Genomic DNA, 16,573 nt, shown 5'->3' with positions numbered 1-16,573 from the left:
CGCTCAGTCTTCCTTGTTCATATGGGCGACATCGGCGATCTGATCCTCGGCCTCATGGCTGACAATCAAGGCCGTGCGGGAGCCGCGCATAATGCCAATACCCGCTTGGATAAAGCGAAACAGCAGCAGCGCGACACCGAAGGGCAAAATGAAATAGGGCAGGAAACGGGGCAGTTTGTCATAGGTTTCGCCGTCATTGACCCAGCCCTCAAGGAAGGACAAAAACTGCGGGAACGGCACCTGATCGGTCATGTAAAACGCGCGATCACGGGTCTGGATAAAGCCGGTCGGGAACCAGCGCCCACCGGTCTGATTGAGCCCGGCAAACGGGGCCCAGTAATCCCACGCCCCTTTGAGCAACAGGACCGCATATAAAACACACAAAGCCGCCGCCAAAAGCGCCATCGCCTTGCGGGGGCGCAGCGGCAGCATATTGATCACCGCATCTACACCCAGATGCGCCGTGACCTTGACCGCATAAGACATACCCAGCAACACCAGCCAGGCAAACAAGATCAGCGTCACCTCCAACCCCCAGATCAGCGAGGAGTTGAACACATAGCGCAGCACCACGTTGACGAAGGTGATCAGCGTCATCATCCCAAGGATCAGCGCAATCGCGCCCTCTTCGATATGGTGGATCACATAGGACAAACGAGAGCGCGGCTCATAGCGCTGGGTCATGGGGTCACTCCGGTTCTGGTGGGCCCAAAGGCGACAGGCGCGCGCGTGTGTGGGGTCGCGCGCGCCTGAATATCCGGGCAAATCTGTTGGGGTTTGCCCGGAATACTTGGATCAATAAACTTGGATCAATGCTTGGCGTTGATCGCTTGAGCGGCGTCGATGTTTTCCTGACCGACATCGTCGGTGAACTCGGCCCAGACCGGTTTCATCACATCAACCCATTCTTGACGCTGCTCGGGGGTCAATTCGCGAATAACCCCACCTGCATCGAGGATCGCCTGCTTGGATTGCGCTTCGACATCGTTGATCGCGGCGTTGCGTTCTTTGGTGACCCCATGCAAAATCGTTGCAAGCTGGTCGCGCATCGCCGGGTCAAGGCTGTCCCACCAATCGACCGAGGTCACGACCATGTAATCCAGCAGACCGTGGTTGGTTTCAGTGGTGCCGTCCTGCACTTCGTAGAACTTCTGGCCATAGATGTTGGACCAGGTGTTTTCCTGACCATCCACAACGCCGGTTTGCAGCGCGCCATAGACTTCCGAGAACGCCATCGGCTGCGGGCTGGCCCCGAGCGCCTTCATCTGCGCAATCAGCACATCAGAGGGCTGCACGCGGAACTTCAGACCCTTGGCATCGCCGGGCACCAGAAGCGGCTTGTTGGCCGAGAACTGCTTGAGGCCGGAATGCCAGAAATCAAGCCCTTGCAAGCCGCGCTTGACCATCGCGTTCTTCATCTCCTGCCCGGTTTCCGAGTTCTGGAACTCGTCTACGGCAGCCATGTTTTTGAACATGAAGGGCAGATCGAAGATGCGGTATTTCTTGGTGAAGGTCTCGAATTTCGACAGGCTCGGCGCGGCCATCTGCACATCGCCCTGCAACATCGCTTCAAGCACCTGATCGTCGTTATACAGCGTCGAGTTCGGATAGACCTCAACGCAGGCCTTACCGTCCATTTCCGCATTCACCCGCTTGGCAAACAGCGCCGCCGCGATGCCTTTGGGGTGCTTGTCGGTGTTGGTGACATGGCTGAACTTGATGACCATTTCGCCCGGATCGCATTTCGTGGGATCGGCCGAAGCGATCGAAGCCGAAGCCAGCAAAGCGAGCGCCGAAACGGCGGCGGTGAATGTCTTCATGATGTCCTCCCAGACGTGTTTTTTGTCGCGCACCGGTCCTCTCCGGCACTTATGCGCAGCAAAGAGCCACTGGCGCGCGCGATCAACAGTTTCGTGAAGGTGATGTGACGCAGGGATAATTTGATGAAAAATCAGCCTCTTAGATGCAACTCCTCCGAACTCCGCACCAAGCCTTGTGCGAAATTCCGCACAGATCAATGTCTTGGGACGCGAATCTTCGCACACTGCCCTCCGGTGGACGCGCGGAGATGAGATGAAGATCACAGGTCGCAGTGTCGATGTCGTTTAGAGGTATCTGCCTTTGTTTTAATACACTTCGCAAACATCATTATTGCAGATATTGAAAACGGAATTTCTTGCTATGCAATCTTCAATGCAGTTGGCGTCAGAGCGTACAAGGCACATTTTAATTGTGACGTTTGCACTTTGCATGCTCAACTCTGTCATCCACATCTTCCCAGTGTCGCTGAGCGCGATCTTCGGCCTGTATCCAAGCAATTTTAATTCTAGACTTTCTGGCGTGGCTGGAATGGGGTGGATGTCTGCTTTTGCAGATTGCCCTTAATCTTCTTCTCCTCGTCTTTATCTACGGGCGTGAACTATCTCGCTTGATACGAAAGGGACGAAGTGGCCTTTTGCTAAAGCGTTTTGAATACATTGGGTATTTCTGGAGGCGGTATTTTTTCTGCCAGCGCTGAGCATCGCACTCGAGCCAAAAGTTTCTCTGAACAACATTCGCCAAGACAGATCTTCTTGGCGCCGACGCTAAGCGCGTCTCACCCCTTAATCACCCTCTGTCCGCTCCGTTCAAATCATCAAGCTGAACATAAAGCGCCCCCTACCCCCGGTAATCCTCGGGTCGCAGCCCATGCCGGGCGAGCTTGTCGTAAAAGGTCTTGCGCGGGAGTTTGAGGGCGGCGGCGGCCTCGGTGGCGTTGCCACCGGCATGCGCCAAGGCCTCGGCGAGAAGGGATTTCTCGACACTCGCCATCCGTTCGTTTAGGCCCAGCGGTTGCGCCTGTGCGGTCTGCGCGCCCAAACCCATCGCAAAGCGCATCGCCTCGGACATCAGCGCGCGCGAATTGCCCGGCCAGTCGCGCGCCATCAGGGCCGCGCTCAGATCGGGGGGGATTTCGGGGATCGCCAGATTGGCCTGCTCGCAGGCGGTCGCGACATAGTGGCGAAACAAGTCGGGAATGTCTTCGGGGCGCTGCGAGAGCGAGGGCACGCGCAGACGCAACGCCTCAAGGCGCCAATAGAGATCGGGGTGAAAGCGGCCCGCGCGCGCCTGCGCCCCCAGATCGCGATAGGTGCCTGCAATCAGGCGCGTGGCGGGGCGGGTTTCCAGCAGCTCGATCAGCGCGAATTGCGCGGGCTGGGGAAGATCGGCCACCTCATCGAGATACAGCGTGCCGCCCTCGGCCTGCGCGAACCCGGCCTCAAGCGCGCTGGCATCCAGCCCGGCGGCGGCGCGTTTCACAAAGGGGCGGCGCGCGTGAGTGGACAACAGATGGATCACCTCGGCGATCTTGGAATTGCCCGCGCCGGGAGCGCCGGTGATCAGCACCTCCGCCCCCGAGCGTGCGGCGCGGCGCGCACTTTCACGCAGCTCTTCGGCGACGGGCGAATGACCCACCAAGATGCGCGCCGCCGCATCGCCGCGCTTGCCCTCACGCTTGAACAACCGGGTCTCCATGACCCGCGCGCGCAGCTCCAGCGCCTTCTCAACAACGGCCAGCAAGTCTTTGCCTGAACAGGGTTTTTCCAGAAAATCAAAGGCCCCGCCCGCCATCGCACGCACCGCCATTGGCACATCACCCTCGCCCGTCAGCAAGATCACCGGCAGATCGGGATCGGCCTTTTGCACCAGATCGAGCAGCGCAAACCCGTCCTTGCCGGGCATGCGAATATCGGTCACCACCACGCCCTCGAAGGCAGGCCCGATATGGTCCTTGGCCTCGATATAGCTGCTGGCAAGCGTGGGCCGCAGACCGGCCAGTTCCAGCGTCTGGCCCAGCGCCTCGCGCACCGCGCGATCATCATCGACAAACAACACCCGGCGGATCATAGGCTGCCTTCTCTTTGGGGGGCCTCGCGCAGATCGACGCTGAACACCGCCCCACCCGTGGCCGCGTTTTCGCCGCGCAAACTGCCGCCAAACCCTTGCACCAGACCGTAGGAAATCGACAAGCCAAGGCCAAGCCCTTCGGCACTGCCGACTTCTTTGGTGGAATAAAACGGGTCGAAAATGCGCGTCGGATCGGCGATGCCGGGGCCGGTATCGGCGACGGTTAAGCGAATGCGATCCTCAGCGCGCGAGATCGCGATGCTGAGGCGGCGCAGGGGCGCGCCCTCCATCGCATCCAACGCATTCGAAATCAGATTGAGAACCACTTGGCTGAGCCGCACCTCGCCCCCCATCACGATGGCGGGAAAATCGGGGCGCTGCCATTGCACGCTCACCTCGCCCTGTTTGATGCGGGCATCCAGCATTTCCAACGCGCTTTCCACCACCGCCGCAAGACCGACACGGCGCGCAGGTTCGCTTTCTTGACGGGCGAAGGCGCGCAGGTTGCGGATGATGCGCCCCATCCGATGCGCCATGGCGGCGATGCGCCCCAAGGTTTCGCCCGCCTCTTGCGTGCGCCCTCGCTCGAGCAGCAACTCGGCGTTCTCGGCATAAGAACTGATCGCCATCAAGGGCTGGTTCAACTCGTGGCTGATGCCCGCCGACATCTGGCCCAGCGCCGACAGCTTGCCCGCCTGCACCAATTCGGCCTGCGTGCGCCGCAATTCCTCGTTTGCGGCGCTCAATTCGGCGGTGCGCGCGGCGACGCGCATCTCAAGCGCGGCATTGGCCAGCGCGAGGGCGCGCCTGCGCTCCCACAGCGCAAGCAGCACCGCCCCAAGCGCCAAAATCCCTGCCGCCGTCGATAGCGCCGCCAGCCGCGCCGAGCGCAGAACCGGATCCGCCAGCGCCAAGGCATGCCCCGTCATGTCAATCACCGGCAGCGCGCGCGTGACTTCCAGCCCCGGCCCTATAAGCGAGCCATGCCCCGAGATCACCAAGCGCCCCGCCAACTGGCGCGTTACCCAAGGCGCGCGCGGCGCAATCGCACCTGCGGGATAGGATTGCGGATCGGGATGCGTGGCCCGCTCCGAGGTCAGCACCAGATCGGTGCGGTTGGTAAGAAAGCTGACCCCATCACGATCGGTGAACCAGACCGGCACCGGGTTGCCGCGCCCCTCGGCCTCGACATCGCCCGCGCGCAAGCGCAGCCGCACAATCGCAATCACCCCGCCTTCGGGCGCAAAAACCGGCGCGGCAAAGGTAAACAGGCGCTGGCCCGTGGCGGGGTCGACGAAATGATCCGAGCCGGTAGCGCCTTGTACCGCACGCGTCAGCGCCCGCGAGATATCGACATGCGCGGGTGCGTCAGGCGGCCCGGCCAGCACCGCCCCATCGGGCGCGATCAGCCAGATGTCGCGCGCCCCCGCGTGATCGGCCAAGCGCTGCAAGGTCAGGCTGACGGCCTCATCGCGCCACGCGCCCCCCGCGCGCCCCTCTTGGGCAAAGCTTTGCGCCAACGCCACCACATCGGGATGATCGGCGGCCAGCACCGCAACCTCGCGAAATTGCAACAGCGCCGCTACAAGCCGATCCGAGGCGAGACGCAGATCGGATGCGCCTTGCACCTCGATCCGCGCCAGCCCTTCACGCATCGAAATACGCCAGACTGAAAAAGACGCCGTCAAAGTCAGCGCCAGCCAAAGCAGTAGCAGGGTGACGCGCAGCCGCATCTAGAGCGGGAAGGTATAGAGGATGAAATCGGATGCCGGCGCGAAACGGTCATATAGCTTGCGCGCGGTGGCGTTGCCCTCTTGCGTGGCAAGGCGCACCGCTTCAATACCGCCCTTGCGCGCCGCGTCTTGTACATGCTCGATAAACGCGCGCCCGACGCCTTGACCGCGCGCCTCTGGGCTGGCGAACAAATCATGGATGTAGCACAAGCGCTGTCCCTTGAGCGGGCGCAAGATCACCTCCCAATGCACCAGGCCAAGTGCGGTGCCATCAGGCGCACGCGCCAACGCGCCCCGCAGCGCGCTGTGTTCATCGCAAAGCCAGTCCCAGACCGTGTCGAGCGCGGGTTCGGGGGCGCTTTTGTAAAACGTGCAATAGCCGCGAAACAACGGCTCCCAGTCGGCGCGATCGTTGGGCGTGATTTGGGTGATCTGAACCATGATATCCTCCGCTGCGCTTATTGGTGGCGCGGCAGACGCCAAAGTGCAAGCGCGAGGCTTGCAACAGGCGGGCGTCTCGGGCCAATTGGGGCCATGCAACTGGAGCCGATATGCAGACCCTGACCCAATCGCCGCTGGATGCGGAATTCGTGCAAAACCCCTATCCGTTTTATGACCGTGTGCGCGCGGCCGGCCCGTTCGTGCATTGGTCCCATTACAAGATGCCCGTCACGGCGCGCGCGGTTGTTGTGGGCGCGGCGCTGCGCGATCGCCGTTTGGGGCGCGAAATCCCGGCAGAACATGCTCGCCCCACACCGCCCCATCTTGAAGCGTTTTACGCGCTTGAGCGCCATTCGATGCTGGAACTTGAGGCCCCGCACCATACGCGCTTGCGCCGTTTGGTGGTGCGCGCCTTTACCTCAGGGCGGATCGCGGCACTTGCGCCCGATATCACCGCGCTGTGTCATCGCCTGATTGACGACATGCCCGATGGTGGCGGTGATCTGCTGGAGTATTTTGCCAAGCCCCTGCCCGTGATCGTGATCGCGCGGCTGCTTGGCGTGCCCGAAACCGATGCGCCCGATCTGCTGGCGTGGTCCAATGCGATGGTGCAGATGTATCAGGCGCGCCGCAATGACGTGCTAGAGGCCGAGGCCACGCAAGCCGCGCAGGCTTTCACCGACTATCTGAGCGCGCTGATCGAGACACGGCGCAAAGCGCCCGGCGATGATCTGCTATCGGGTCTGATCGCGGTGCAGGAAGACGGCACCCATCTGAGCCGCGATGAGTTGATCGCAACAGTGGTCTTGCTGCTTAATGCCGGGCATGAGGCGACTGTGCATACCATTGGAAATGGCGTGAAAACCCTGCTGGAGCAGCGCGATGCGCCGCTGCTGAGCGAGGATCGCGTCGATGGCACACTGGAAGAAATCCTGCGGTTTGATCCGCCGCTCCATCTGTTCACCCGCTGGGCCTATGAAGATGTCAGCTTTCAGGGTGAGGTGATCAAGGCGGGCACTCAGATCGGGCTGCTGCTGGCCGGGGCCAATCGCGACCCCGACACCTGGGACCGTCCCAACGCGTTCAATCCCACGCGCCCCGTCAAGACCAATTTCTCGTTCGGGGCGGGGACGCATTTCTGTATTGGCGCACCGCTCGCGCGTCTTGAGATGCGCATCGCCCTGCCGATCCTGTTCGCACGCCTGCCCGCGATGCGCTTGGCCCAGCCGCCGCTTTATGGCGATCTGTATCATTTTCACGGGCTGGAGGCGCTGAACCTGCGCTACTGAACGGATTTCCATCCGCAACGCGCGCTTGCGAATACTGTTTCGCGCCAAACGCTTTTCCCTGCGGCATTTCCCCGCTATCACCGGGGTTCTGGCGAGGTTTGCGCCAGATCAAGGAAGACCGAGCGGGAAACCCCGTATCCGGACCCGATAAGTTGTATTGCGATTTTAAATCCTGAGCCATGAACGAGAGTGCCGTGAACGAGATTCCCAAGGTCAAAACCCTGCCCGATGCCCAGACCGTGACCGAGGTCACCCATTGGACCGACCGGCTGTTTTCCTTTCGCGTGAGCCGCCCGCAAAGCCTGCGCTTTCGCTCGGGTGAGTTCGTGATGATCGGGCTGATGGGCGATAATGGCAAACCCTTGCTGCGCGCCTATTCCATCGCCTCGCCCAACTGGGACGAGGAGCTGGAGTTTTATTCGATCAAGGTGCCCGATGGGCCGCTGACCTCAAAGCTGCAACATATCCAGCCGGGGGACGAGGTCATCCTGCGCCCCAAGCCCGTGGGCACGCTGGTGCATGACGCGCTACTGCCGGGCAAGCGGGTGTGGTTTCTGGCCACTGGCACCGGGATTGCGCCCTTTGCCTCGCTGATGCGCGACCCTGAGACTTATGAGAAATTCGACGAGGTGGTGATGATGCATACCTGCCGCACCATCGAAGAGCTGGAATATGGTCGCCAACTGGTTGAGAACCTCGTCAATGACGAGCTGATCGGCGAGATGGTCGAAGGCAAGTTGAAATACTACCCCACCACCACGCGCGAAGAATTCCCCCATATGGGCCGCATCACCACGAACTTGGAGAACGGCAAGGTGTTCAAGGATCTCGGCATCGCGCCGATGGACCCGGCCACCGACCGCGCAATGGTCTGTGGCAGCCTTGCGTTCAACAAGGACGTAATGGCCGTGCTTGAAGGGTTCGGACTGCGCGAAGGCGCCAATTCCGAGCCGCGCGAATATGTGGTCGAAAAGGCATTCGTCGGCGAGGGCATCTAGGTCGGACTCAGGCGGTCGGCCCTTTTCGCGCCCTTAGCTGAAATCCTCGCGAATGATATCTGACTTGGCGATGCCGAAAGAAATCAACATTTCCTCGATATCATCGACCATCGCATCCGGACCGCAGATATAGAACGGCGCGTTGGCGGCGGTTGCGTGATTGCGCAGGAAATGGCGGTCAATCTTTTCGTTTTGCACACCCGGCCCCGGATTGGCCTCATCCGTGACAAGCCAGATCGTTTCCAGCCCCTCCATCGCCTCGAACTCTTTACGCAAGATGATGTCGGCCTCGGTTTTGTTGGAGAAAATCAGGGTCGACCCGCCCAATGTCCCCTCACGCAACAGGCGCGCGCGCAGGATTGCGATGAAGGGCGTGATTCCTGCGCCGCCCGCGATGAACGTGCCGGGGCCAGCATCATGAATAGCGCCCCACGGGTCCGAGATTTGCACCTTTTCGCCCGGCTGCAGCGTCGCGATTTGCGCCGTGACGCTCTCATGGTCAGGATAGCTTTTGATAATGAAATCCAGCGTGTTGCCCTCGCTGCCATTGACGGGCGTGAACGGGCGGGCCTCATCGCGCCAACCCTCGCGCATCAAGCTCAGATCGACCGCCTGACCGGGAGTGCACGACAGGTCTTTCGGGCGCTTGAAACGTAGGTGATGGGTGTCGTGGGTGACGGATGCGCGCGATTGCAAGGTTAGGTCATGTGTCATGGGGCTCTCCTTTGCTGTCATAGGACAACGCGCGCCAAGCCTGACACGTTCCTGCGCGCACCCTCGCTAAAACGGAAAACCCCGCGCAACCTGAATTGCGCGGGGCTTGGTTTCGCAATAGACAGCGGGGGCGTTACATGCCCAAAGCCGAGCGCACCTGATCCAGCACGCCCTTCACCAAAGCGGGATTGTTGCGCGCACTTTCAACGGCGGTTTTGAGCGGCATCTTGGTCGCAGCAGGCAGCGCCGAGTCGTCAATCATCTTCTCGACCATATCGGCGTCAAACCCGTCAACCGTGAGCGCCTTGGCGGCATCCATCACACCGGGCACCGCGCCCTCGCCGGTCGCTGCGGCATTGCTTTGCGCATTGGCGGCGGTGTCATTAGCGGTTTGCGATGCGGTTTCCGCCGCATTGGTCGCAGCCGAGGCCGCATCTGCAGCCGCATTGGCGGCGTTGGTGGCGGCTTCGGCGGCAGATGTGGCAGCACTTGCGGCTCCCTCGGTCACCGAATCATCGGCATTCACCGTCGCTTGCGAGGCCGCGTTGGCGGCGGCATTGGCGGCATCAGTAGCGGCTTGCGCAGCTTGCGTTGCGGCATCGGCTGCCTCACTGGCGGCATCCGTGGCGCTTTGCGTTGCGGCATCAACCGTGGCCTTGGCGGCATCGCTGGCCGCTTGCGAGGCATCGCCCGCAGCCGCAGCCGCCTTATCCGCAGCCGTCTTGGCCGCATCCACTGCCGTTTTTGCCCCGTCAGCCGCCGATTGCGCCGCCTCACTGGTGGCATCAACCGCTGCATTCACGCCATCTTTGGTGGATTGCGCGGCATCGCCAACGGCCTGTTTGGCGCCGTCGATCACTGAGCCGGGCGTTGTTTGCCCGTTCGTCTGCGCCTCTGGCGCGGCGGGGGGCATCGGATTTTGCGAAGTGGTGACAAAAACGGCAACGGCCGCAACGATCACAATGGCCGCAATAGCATAGCCTACATTCTTATTCATGGTGAAATCCCTCTTACTCAACTGACACTAATATTATGCACCTACTTATGTCAGCGCGCTAAGATTGCCAAACGCAACCTCCCAAAACGGGCCGGTTTCCCACCGCTCTGCGCGCGCAAACCCGCCAATCTTGACAACGCGCATCCCTGCAGCCCGGTTCCCAACGCTTTGCGGTTGAAAGCCAAGGCGCGTAGGACTATGTTTTGCGCCTGAAATCATATTGGCTACAGAAGGATTCCCACCATAGCCCGCAGACCGCATAACGCCCCGCCGACCCGCGACACCGGACCCCGTGTCAATGGCCGTATCCGTTCGAACGAAATTCGCCTGATTGGGGCAGAGGGCGAGAATGTCGGCGTTGTGACGCCGCGCGAAGCGATGAGCATGGCCGAAGAGGCCGGTCTCGACTTGGTGGAAATCTCTCCCAATGCCGACCCGCCGGTCTGCAAAATCATGGATTTTGGCAAGTTCAAATATGAACAGCAAAAGCGCGAAGCCGAAGCCCGCAAAAAGCAAAAGATCATCGAGATCAAAGAGGTCAAGTTCCGGCCCGGCACCGATGTGCATGATTACGAAGTGAAAATGCGCAACGTGATCAAGTTCCTCGAAAATGGCGACAAGGTGAAAGTCACCCTGCGCTTCCGGGGCCGCGAGATGGCACACCAGAACCTTGGCCTCGAGCTGCTCAACCGCGTACGCGACGATGTAGGCGAGTTGGGCAAGGTTGAATCGATGCCCCGTCTTGAGGGCCGCCAGATGGTGATGATGATCGGCTCGACGCGCTAAGACCGATCCAGTCTGAAATCGACAAAGCCCTCCCCATTTCGGGAGGGCTTTTTCATGGGCGCAGGCACCTGAGAGTCAGCCGTAAAGAGCCGCGCGATTGATCAAGACGCGATTGTTTTTGGCGAGACGCTCAATTTGCCCAAATCCCTGCGCGAGACATTGAATAGCTTGGAAATCTCATTCAGCGCAGGCTTCGGGATCGCGTCCAGCGCCTGATCTCCCGGACACAGGCTTTCGCTTGGCACGCCGTTGGAAAAGACTACTCCATGGCGCTCTAGCTATGAAGTTGTCAAAGGTGCCGTCAGTTTGCGGCAAATCCAGCGAGACTCTCGTTGATAACACTCCCGTTGAGCAACGAGTCTGCCACCCTCCCCCTGAAACTGCGCGTGTCTCGATCACTGTTTCCACTGATGCGTCAATGACAGAGGGCGGGGCGCACTTGAGACGGTTTTCAAACAATCCGTTAGGACTTCCCCTCGTGCGCCACGCATCACGCATCACCCGGATCAACAGCCTTGAGAAAAATTAAAGCGCCGCGGGAGGGAGACCCGCGGCGCATTTAGGGGAAAGACAAGGGAGAACGTCTATCCTCTGATCGGGTCCAATTGGCCGAAGCCGCGATTGGGAGATCTAGGACCCGATGCACTGATTGATATGGGAGTATCTCTGTGCTGAGATTGATTTATGTCAAAAACCACGCGGATGAAACTGCGACAAACTGTTCCGCGGGTCACGTTTCTGACAGAGTGGAGTGAGCCCTGCGTGAGATTTCCCCAGTTTTCTTGCAAATCCATGGAAACGCGGCGCAATTCTCGCCCAGAGCGCGGCGCAATGTCGCAGCTTCAGCCTCGCGCCACGCGCCTTTGACGCCCGCAAACTTGCGCCGGGCTGGAGTGCCTGTCGCACCCGTCCCGCAAGCTGCGCAGAAATACCTTTATTCTGCCGCCGTCTTGACCGCGGCGCTGCCAAATTCACATAAAACACATGCCCCACACCCAAAGCGCGGGCTTCGCGACAGCACATGCGCATGTTAGGACAGCATAAAGTCGAGCAAGAGGTTTTTATGGGCGAGCACCGCGTGATCCGGCGAAAGATGCACTCACAGGCTGGCATCGGGACTGGCCCTGCGCTGCTGGATACGGTGGGCTGGATGCAAGATGGCACCCCGCAGATGCGCGCCTTTTTCGCCCGCCCCTCAGCCCCCGAGCAGTTCATCGACACGCCAATCGCCGGTGCCGCCCGTCTGATCGAGGCGCGCGGCGTCGCAGGGGCCACGATGACCGTGCTGGCCCCCGACGCCCCCGGCCCCGCCCAGATCGCGCTGCGCGGCGATGATAGCGAACAGGTGCTGATGCCGCTCACCCCCGCCGCGCCCGATTGGGATATTTTTGAGGGGCGCAACTGCCTGTTTGGCCAGCGCCTTGAGGAAAGCGTCGAAACTGTGCTGGATTGGCTAAGCTGGCATCACGATCACCATGGGGCAACGGGGGCGGTGATCTTGAACCGCGCCCCGCCCGATAGCCCTGCTGGCAGCCCCGCTGATTTTGCCAAGACGCTGCAAAAGGGGATGCATCTGCGCGAGTTGGATCTGCCGGTCGTGCTGCTGGAAAGTGACCTGCCGTTGGGCAAGCCCGATCAAGGCCCCGAATCGCACGTCTTTTTGGCTCCCGACGCGCCGGGCAAAGACCGGATGGAGCCGCCCGCCCCCGATCCCTGGCGCGCCCCCTTGGGCGAGGCGCTGGTGTTTGAGATCGTCAAATGGCGCTTTTTTGCCAAGGCGGCGGCGGTGTTGATCCTCGATGTCACCGACCTGCTGCGCCCGCATGATCACACCAGCCCCACCGCGTTTGAGGCCGCGCAGGCCGCCGATAACGGGGTGATCCTGCTGGCGGGTCACCGGATTTATCCTTGGCGCGTGCGTGAGGGCGCGCCCGAGCGTTTCCCCGATCACATCTGCCGCCCCTTCGATGCGCGCCGCGGCATTGCGCGCTGGGGATGCGCGCCAGCCAAAGCGGGTCTCGAAAGCACTTGGCGGCTGCTGCGCGTCAGCTATGCCAAACCCGATCCGGGGCTGATCTACGGCTTCTGGCGCGCGATGGCGATTCGTGTGCCGGGCGTGTCGGCGGCGGAACTGGTGCCCAAGACCTCATTGGTCGAAGATGCCCAGCTGTTGGAGTTATCCAAGCAGGTCTGGGGCCATAAGCCGATCCGCCCGCCCGTGTCCAAAATCAAGGCGGCCCCGAAAAAGGCGCTCCATGCCGGGCGCACCGCAATCATCACCACGATGAAAAACGAAGGGCCGTTCATTCTGGAATGGCTAGCCTATCACCGCGCGATCGGGGTCGATGATTTCCTGATCTACACCAATGATTGCACCGATGGCACCGACACGATGCTGGACCTGCTGGAACGCAAGGGGATCGTGGCGCATCGTGAAAACCCGTTTCGCACGATGGTGGATATGAAGCCCCAGCACGCGGCCCTCGCCGCAGCGGAAAACGAGCCGATGATCCAGAATGCCGGCTGGTCGATCTGCATGGATGTGGATGAGTTCATCGATATCAAGATCGGCGATGGCACCCTGCCCGCGCTGTATAAGGCGATGGGCGAGGCGAATATGATTTCGCTGACATGGCGGCTCTTTGGCAATGATGACGTGCATCATTTCGAGGATCGCTTTATCACCGAACAATTCACCCGCTGCGCCCCCGAAGTCGTGCGCAAGCCCCATCAGGCGTGGGGGTTCAAAACGCTGTTTCGCAATGTCGATCTGTATAAAAAGCTGGGCGTGCATCGCCCCAAGGGGTTGGTCCCCGACCTGTGGGATCAAGTGAAATGGCTCAACGGATCGGGCAAGCCGATGCCGCGCGAGATGTTTCGCAATGGCTGGCGCTCGACGCTGGACACTTACGGCTATGACTGGGTGCAGCTCAATCATTACGCGGTGCGCTCGGCGGAAAGTTTTCTGGTGAAGCGCGACCGCGGCCGGGTGAACCATGTCGATCGGGACCAAGGGCTGAATTACTGGTTTCGCATGAACCACAATGCGCAGCTCGAAACCTCGATCCAGCGCATGCTGCCCGCCGCCAAGGCCGCATTCGACCGGATGATGGCTGACCCCGAAATCGCCGCCGCACATGCCCATAGCGTTGCCTGCCACCGCGCCAAAATAACGGAACTGATGGCGCGCCCCGATCAGGCAGAGTTCTACGCCACGCTCACCTCGCAACGCTTTGAAAAACTCTCAACGCTGCTGACGCATTTCGGCTCTGCGGTGTTCAATGTCGGGCCCCATGTGATCCCGGAGGATCTGCATCTGCGCGACCTCCCGCGCGATTTCTTTTTCACCGTGGATCCGCCCGATGAGGCGGCACACTAAGGACGGCTCTCTGGATCATGCGTGGAACGCTCCGCGGGGAGTATTTAGGGGCTAGATGAAATGTGGATCTTAGGTTTCATCTAGCGCGAAATACTCCCGCCGGAGGCACTCCGAACCAGGCCAAGAACGCGACGGCGCGCCTTTCGCGCTTGCGCGCGCAGATGGGGGCGGGCATCTTGAGCGCATGCGCGCCCTTGCCATCACCTCCGTCAAAAACGAAGCGGCTTTCCTGTTGGAATGGCTGGCCCATCACCGCACTGTCGGGTTTACAGATTTCCTTGTCTTCTCAAATGATTGCTCGGATGGCACGGCCGAGATGCTGGATCGTCTCGCGCAGTTAGGCTGGCTCACGCATCAACCCAATCCCGGCCCTTGGAACGCGGGGCCGCAATGGGATGCGCTCAAAGCCGCTGACCGCCATCCGCTGAAGGCCAGTGCCGATTGGATCGCGGTACTGGATGTTGATGAGTTCGTTACGATCAAGACTGGCGATGGCACGTTGGGCGCACTGATTTCAGCCTGCGCACCGGCCACGGCGATTGCGATGACATGGCGGCTTTTTGGCAATTGCGGCAAGGTCGCGTTTGAGGATGCGCCTATCACCGAGCAATTCACCCGCGCCGCACCTGTTGGTATGCTTTGGCCGTGGCGCGCGTCGATGTTCAAGACCTTGTTTGCCAATGATGGCACCTATGGCAAGTTGGGGGTGCATCGGCCGCGTTCGCCCAATAGCGCGCGGCTGAAATCCGCGCTTTGGGTGGATGGGTCGGGACGCAAATTGCCCCCGCTCTATCAGCGCCAGAAGCTCTTTACGCCGCTGGGGAGCGATCCTTACGCGTTGGTGCAGCTCAATCACTACGCCTTGGGCGCAATGGAAAGCTATATCGTGAAATGTGATCGCGGCCGGGCCAATCGTGAGGCCGGGGCTTTTGATCTGTCCTATTGGGTGGAGCGCAATTTCTGCGACGATCAAGACACCTCTGCGGCGCGCTATGCGGGGGCTGCGGGGGCGTTGCGCGCGGAATTGATGGCCGACCCGGAACTCGCGGCCCTTCATGCGCGTGCGGTCGCCTGGCGCATGGAGAGATTCGCGCAATTGATGCTGGAGGAACCCTATCGCGCAGTTTTCGGGCGGCTGCTCTTAACGCCACCGAGCCGCCCGCTGGCGCCCGACGCGATGCAGCGCATGGTGACATTGGGTCTGCGCGCGAATGATGCCAAGAACGAAACAAAGCTGGCGAAGCAAGAGGATAGCTAGAGGGCACGACAACAATCCGCGACAATTCCCCCTAACTCCCTCATTTGTGCCCGGTTGAGGTAATGTTACATTAACCTAAATACGGTTCTGATCGGAGGACAGGCAAACTTCGATCGGATGCGGCGAATGAACAAGGACGAGCAGTTAACAATGGCGAATCTCAGCGAAAGCGAATGGAGCGCACGGCTCGAAGAAATGGCCGAGGAGACGGGCTATTTTGAACCGCTGGGGGGGGCGCATAGCGTCTTTTTTCATGACGATAGCCCGGTCTTGCTGGTGACGTTTGAAACACGCGCAGGGATTCGCGCCGATGGCGGCGATCAGTTGCCGCGCGGATACCGAATTGCGCGCGGGGCGGGGTTTTCGTCGCTGACGCTGATCTGCGATCATGACAGTTGGTTTCGCGACCCCGCTGTTTATGCCTATTTCGACCGCCTCGTCGATGAGGCGTTCTTCGAAGATTTCGACCGCGTGGTGTTTTACGGCGCGGGCCCGTGCGGCTATGCAGCCGCCGCCTTTTCGGTTGTCGCCCCCGGTGCCACGGTGGTTGCGCTGCAACCCCAAGCCACGCTTGATCCTGCGGTTGCGGGATGGGATGATCGGTTTCGCGAAATGCGGCGCACCTCGTTTACCGATCGTTACGGATTTGCGCCGGAAATGCTGGAAGGGGTCGGGCAGGCATTTATCGTTTATGACCCGCTCCAAAGCCTTGATGCGATGCATGCCGCCCTGTTTGCCCGCCCTTGCGTGTCTTTGATGGCTTGTCGCAACATCGGTGCAAACGTCGAATGGATGCTGCGCGGGATGACCATTCTCGACGACATTCTGATTGCCGCCTGCCACGGAGAGTTGGACCACCAGAAATTCTGGAAACTCTATCGCGCACGGCGCAATCTGGCGCGTTTCTTGCGCCAGATTACCGCGCGGCTCAGCGATCAAAAACGCCCCTATCTTGAGGCATTGGTCTGTCGCAACGTCGCGCGCCGATTGAACGGGCCACGCTTTCGCGCGCGCCTCAGCGTGCTTGAGACCGAACTGGCGGAACAGGGCATCACCCTGCCCGATCCCGCAAAGATCGGCGCGATTTAAG

The 16,573-nt window shown here is 60.7% G+C and carries 13 protein-coding genes; 6 read left to right on the top strand and 7 right to left on the bottom strand.

Annotation, left to right across the window (positions count from 1 at the left end; genetic code table 11):
• Positions 1-3 precede the first annotated feature (3 nt).
• From AB4874_RS13575 to AB4874_RS13555, 5 genes are all read right to left on the bottom strand, one after another.
• A complete protein-coding gene (locus tag AB4874_RS13575) occupies positions 4-684 on the bottom strand; it encodes a TRAP transporter small permease (protein ID WP_368392376.1) in 681 nt (226 codons plus the stop codon).
• Between the two features lie 125 nt (positions 685-809).
• Positions 810-1,820, bottom strand: a complete 1,011-nt coding sequence (locus tag AB4874_RS13570) for a DctP family TRAP transporter solute-binding subunit (RefSeq protein ID WP_295532322.1) — start codon at positions 1,818-1,820, stop codon at positions 810-812.
• Between the two features lie 838 nt (positions 1,821-2,658).
• Positions 2,659-3,888, bottom strand: coding sequence for a sigma-54-dependent transcriptional regulator (locus tag AB4874_RS13565; protein ID WP_368392375.1), 1,230 nt, complete (start codon positions 3,886-3,888; stop codon positions 2,659-2,661).
• Positions 3,885-5,543, bottom strand: coding sequence for an ATP-binding protein (locus tag AB4874_RS13560; protein ID WP_368392374.1), 1,659 nt, complete (start codon positions 5,541-5,543; stop codon positions 3,885-3,887). Before AB4874_RS13560 ends, AB4874_RS13565 begins: the two co-directional genes overlap by 4 nt.
• A 78-nt stretch (positions 5,544-5,621) precedes the next feature.
• A complete protein-coding gene (locus AB4874_RS13555; protein ID WP_368392373.1) occupies positions 5,622-6,062 on the bottom strand; it encodes a GNAT family N-acetyltransferase in 441 nt (146 codons plus the stop codon).
• A gap of 110 nt (positions 6,063-6,172) precedes the next feature.
• Here AB4874_RS13555 and AB4874_RS13550 point away from each other — a divergent pair, with 110 nt between their 5' ends.
• Positions 6,173-7,351, top strand: a complete 1,179-nt coding sequence (locus AB4874_RS13550) for a cytochrome P450 (RefSeq protein WP_368392372.1) — start codon at positions 6,173-6,175, stop codon at positions 7,349-7,351.
• Between the two features lie 179 nt (positions 7,352-7,530).
• A complete protein-coding gene (locus AB4874_RS13545; protein WP_295532310.1) occupies positions 7,531-8,349 on the top strand; it encodes a ferredoxin--NADP reductase in 819 nt (272 codons plus the stop codon).
• Positions 8,350-8,382: 33 nt separating this feature from the next.
• On the opposite strand, the gene AB4874_RS13540 is transcribed toward AB4874_RS13545, so the two are convergent.
• Positions 8,383-9,063, bottom strand: coding sequence for an FAD-binding oxidoreductase (locus AB4874_RS13540; RefSeq protein WP_368392371.1), 681 nt, complete (start codon positions 9,061-9,063; stop codon positions 8,383-8,385).
• A gap of 133 nt (positions 9,064-9,196) precedes the next feature.
• Entirely contained in the window at positions 9,197-10,060 is an 864-nt protein-coding gene (locus tag AB4874_RS13535) for a hypothetical protein (protein ID WP_368392370.1), read from the bottom strand.
• A gap of 219 nt (positions 10,061-10,279) precedes the next feature.
• Between AB4874_RS13535 and infC the strand changes: the two genes are divergently transcribed.
• The 4 genes from infC (at position 10,280) to AB4874_RS13515 (ending at position 16,572) form a co-directional block, all read left to right on the top strand.
• Entirely contained in the window at positions 10,280-10,846 is a 567-nt protein-coding gene (infC, locus tag AB4874_RS13530) for a translation initiation factor IF-3 (RefSeq protein ID WP_438273481.1), read from the top strand.
• Positions 10,847-11,909: 1,063 nt separating this feature from the next.
• The gene (locus tag AB4874_RS13525) at positions 11,910-14,225 is read left to right on the top strand and encodes a glycosyltransferase family 2 protein (protein ID WP_368392369.1); all 2,316 of its coding nucleotides are present in this window, start codon (positions 11,910-11,912) and stop codon (positions 14,223-14,225) included.
• A gap of 184 nt (positions 14,226-14,409) precedes the next feature.
• Complete coding sequence (locus AB4874_RS13520; RefSeq protein WP_368392368.1) at positions 14,410-15,483, top strand: glycosyltransferase family 2 protein; 1,074 nt, start codon at positions 14,410-14,412, stop codon at positions 15,481-15,483.
• A 126-nt stretch (positions 15,484-15,609) separates the two neighbouring features.
• Positions 15,610-16,572: a phosphoadenosine phosphosulfate reductase gene (locus AB4874_RS13515; RefSeq protein ID WP_368392367.1), complete on the top strand. Its 963-nt coding sequence runs from the start codon at positions 15,610-15,612 to the stop codon at positions 16,570-16,572.
• Position 16,573 lies beyond the last annotated feature (1 nt).

The sequence above is a fragment of the Thioclava arctica genome (genome assembly GCF_040892615.1).
In the GTDB taxonomy this organism is placed as follows: domain Bacteria; phylum Pseudomonadota; class Alphaproteobacteria; order Rhodobacterales; family Rhodobacteraceae; genus Thioclava; species Thioclava arctica.
This window is presented reverse-complemented; position numbering and strand designations above follow the sequence as displayed.

What these genes read in the sequence shown, in the direction of transcription:
- AB4874_RS13575 (WP_368392376.1), bottom strand. Translation starts at nt 684, where the DNA reads ATGACCCAGCGCTATGAGCCGCGCTCTCGTTTGTCCTATGTGATCCAC.
- AB4874_RS13570 (WP_295532322.1), bottom strand. Translation starts at nt 1,820, where the DNA reads ATGAAGACATTCACCGCCGCCGTTTCGGCGCTCGCTTTGCTGGCTTCG.
- AB4874_RS13565 (WP_368392375.1), bottom strand. Translation starts at nt 3,888, where the DNA reads ATGATCCGCCGGGTGTTGTTTGTCGATGATGATCGCGCGGTGCGCGAG.
- AB4874_RS13560 (WP_368392374.1), bottom strand. Translation starts at nt 5,543, where the DNA reads ATGCGTGAAGGGCTGGCGCGGATCGAGGTGCAAGGCGCATCCGATCTG.
- AB4874_RS13555 (WP_368392373.1), bottom strand. Translation starts at nt 6,062, where the DNA reads ATGGTTCAGATCACCCAAATCACGCCCAACGATCGCGCCGACTGGGAG.
- AB4874_RS13550 (WP_368392372.1), top strand. Translation starts at nt 6,173, where the DNA reads ATGCAGACCCTGACCCAATCGCCGCTGGATGCGGAATTCGTGCAAAAC.
- AB4874_RS13545 (WP_295532310.1), top strand. Translation starts at nt 7,531, where the DNA reads ATGAACGAGAGTGCCGTGAACGAGATTCCCAAGGTCAAAACCCTGCCC.
- AB4874_RS13540 (WP_368392371.1), bottom strand. Translation starts at nt 9,063, where the DNA reads ATGACACATGACCTAACCTTGCAATCGCGCGCATCCGTCACCCACGAC.
- AB4874_RS13535 (WP_368392370.1), bottom strand. Translation starts at nt 10,060, where the DNA reads ATGAATAAGAATGTAGGCTATGCTATTGCGGCCATTGTGATCGTTGCG.
- AB4874_RS13525 (WP_368392369.1), top strand. Translation starts at nt 11,910, where the DNA reads ATGGGCGAGCACCGCGTGATCCGGCGAAAGATGCACTCACAGGCTGGC.
- AB4874_RS13520 (WP_368392368.1), top strand. Translation starts at nt 14,410, where the DNA reads ATGCGCGCCCTTGCCATCACCTCCGTCAAAAACGAAGCGGCTTTCCTG.
- AB4874_RS13515 (WP_368392367.1), top strand. Translation starts at nt 15,610, where the DNA reads ATGAACAAGGACGAGCAGTTAACAATGGCGAATCTCAGCGAAAGCGAA.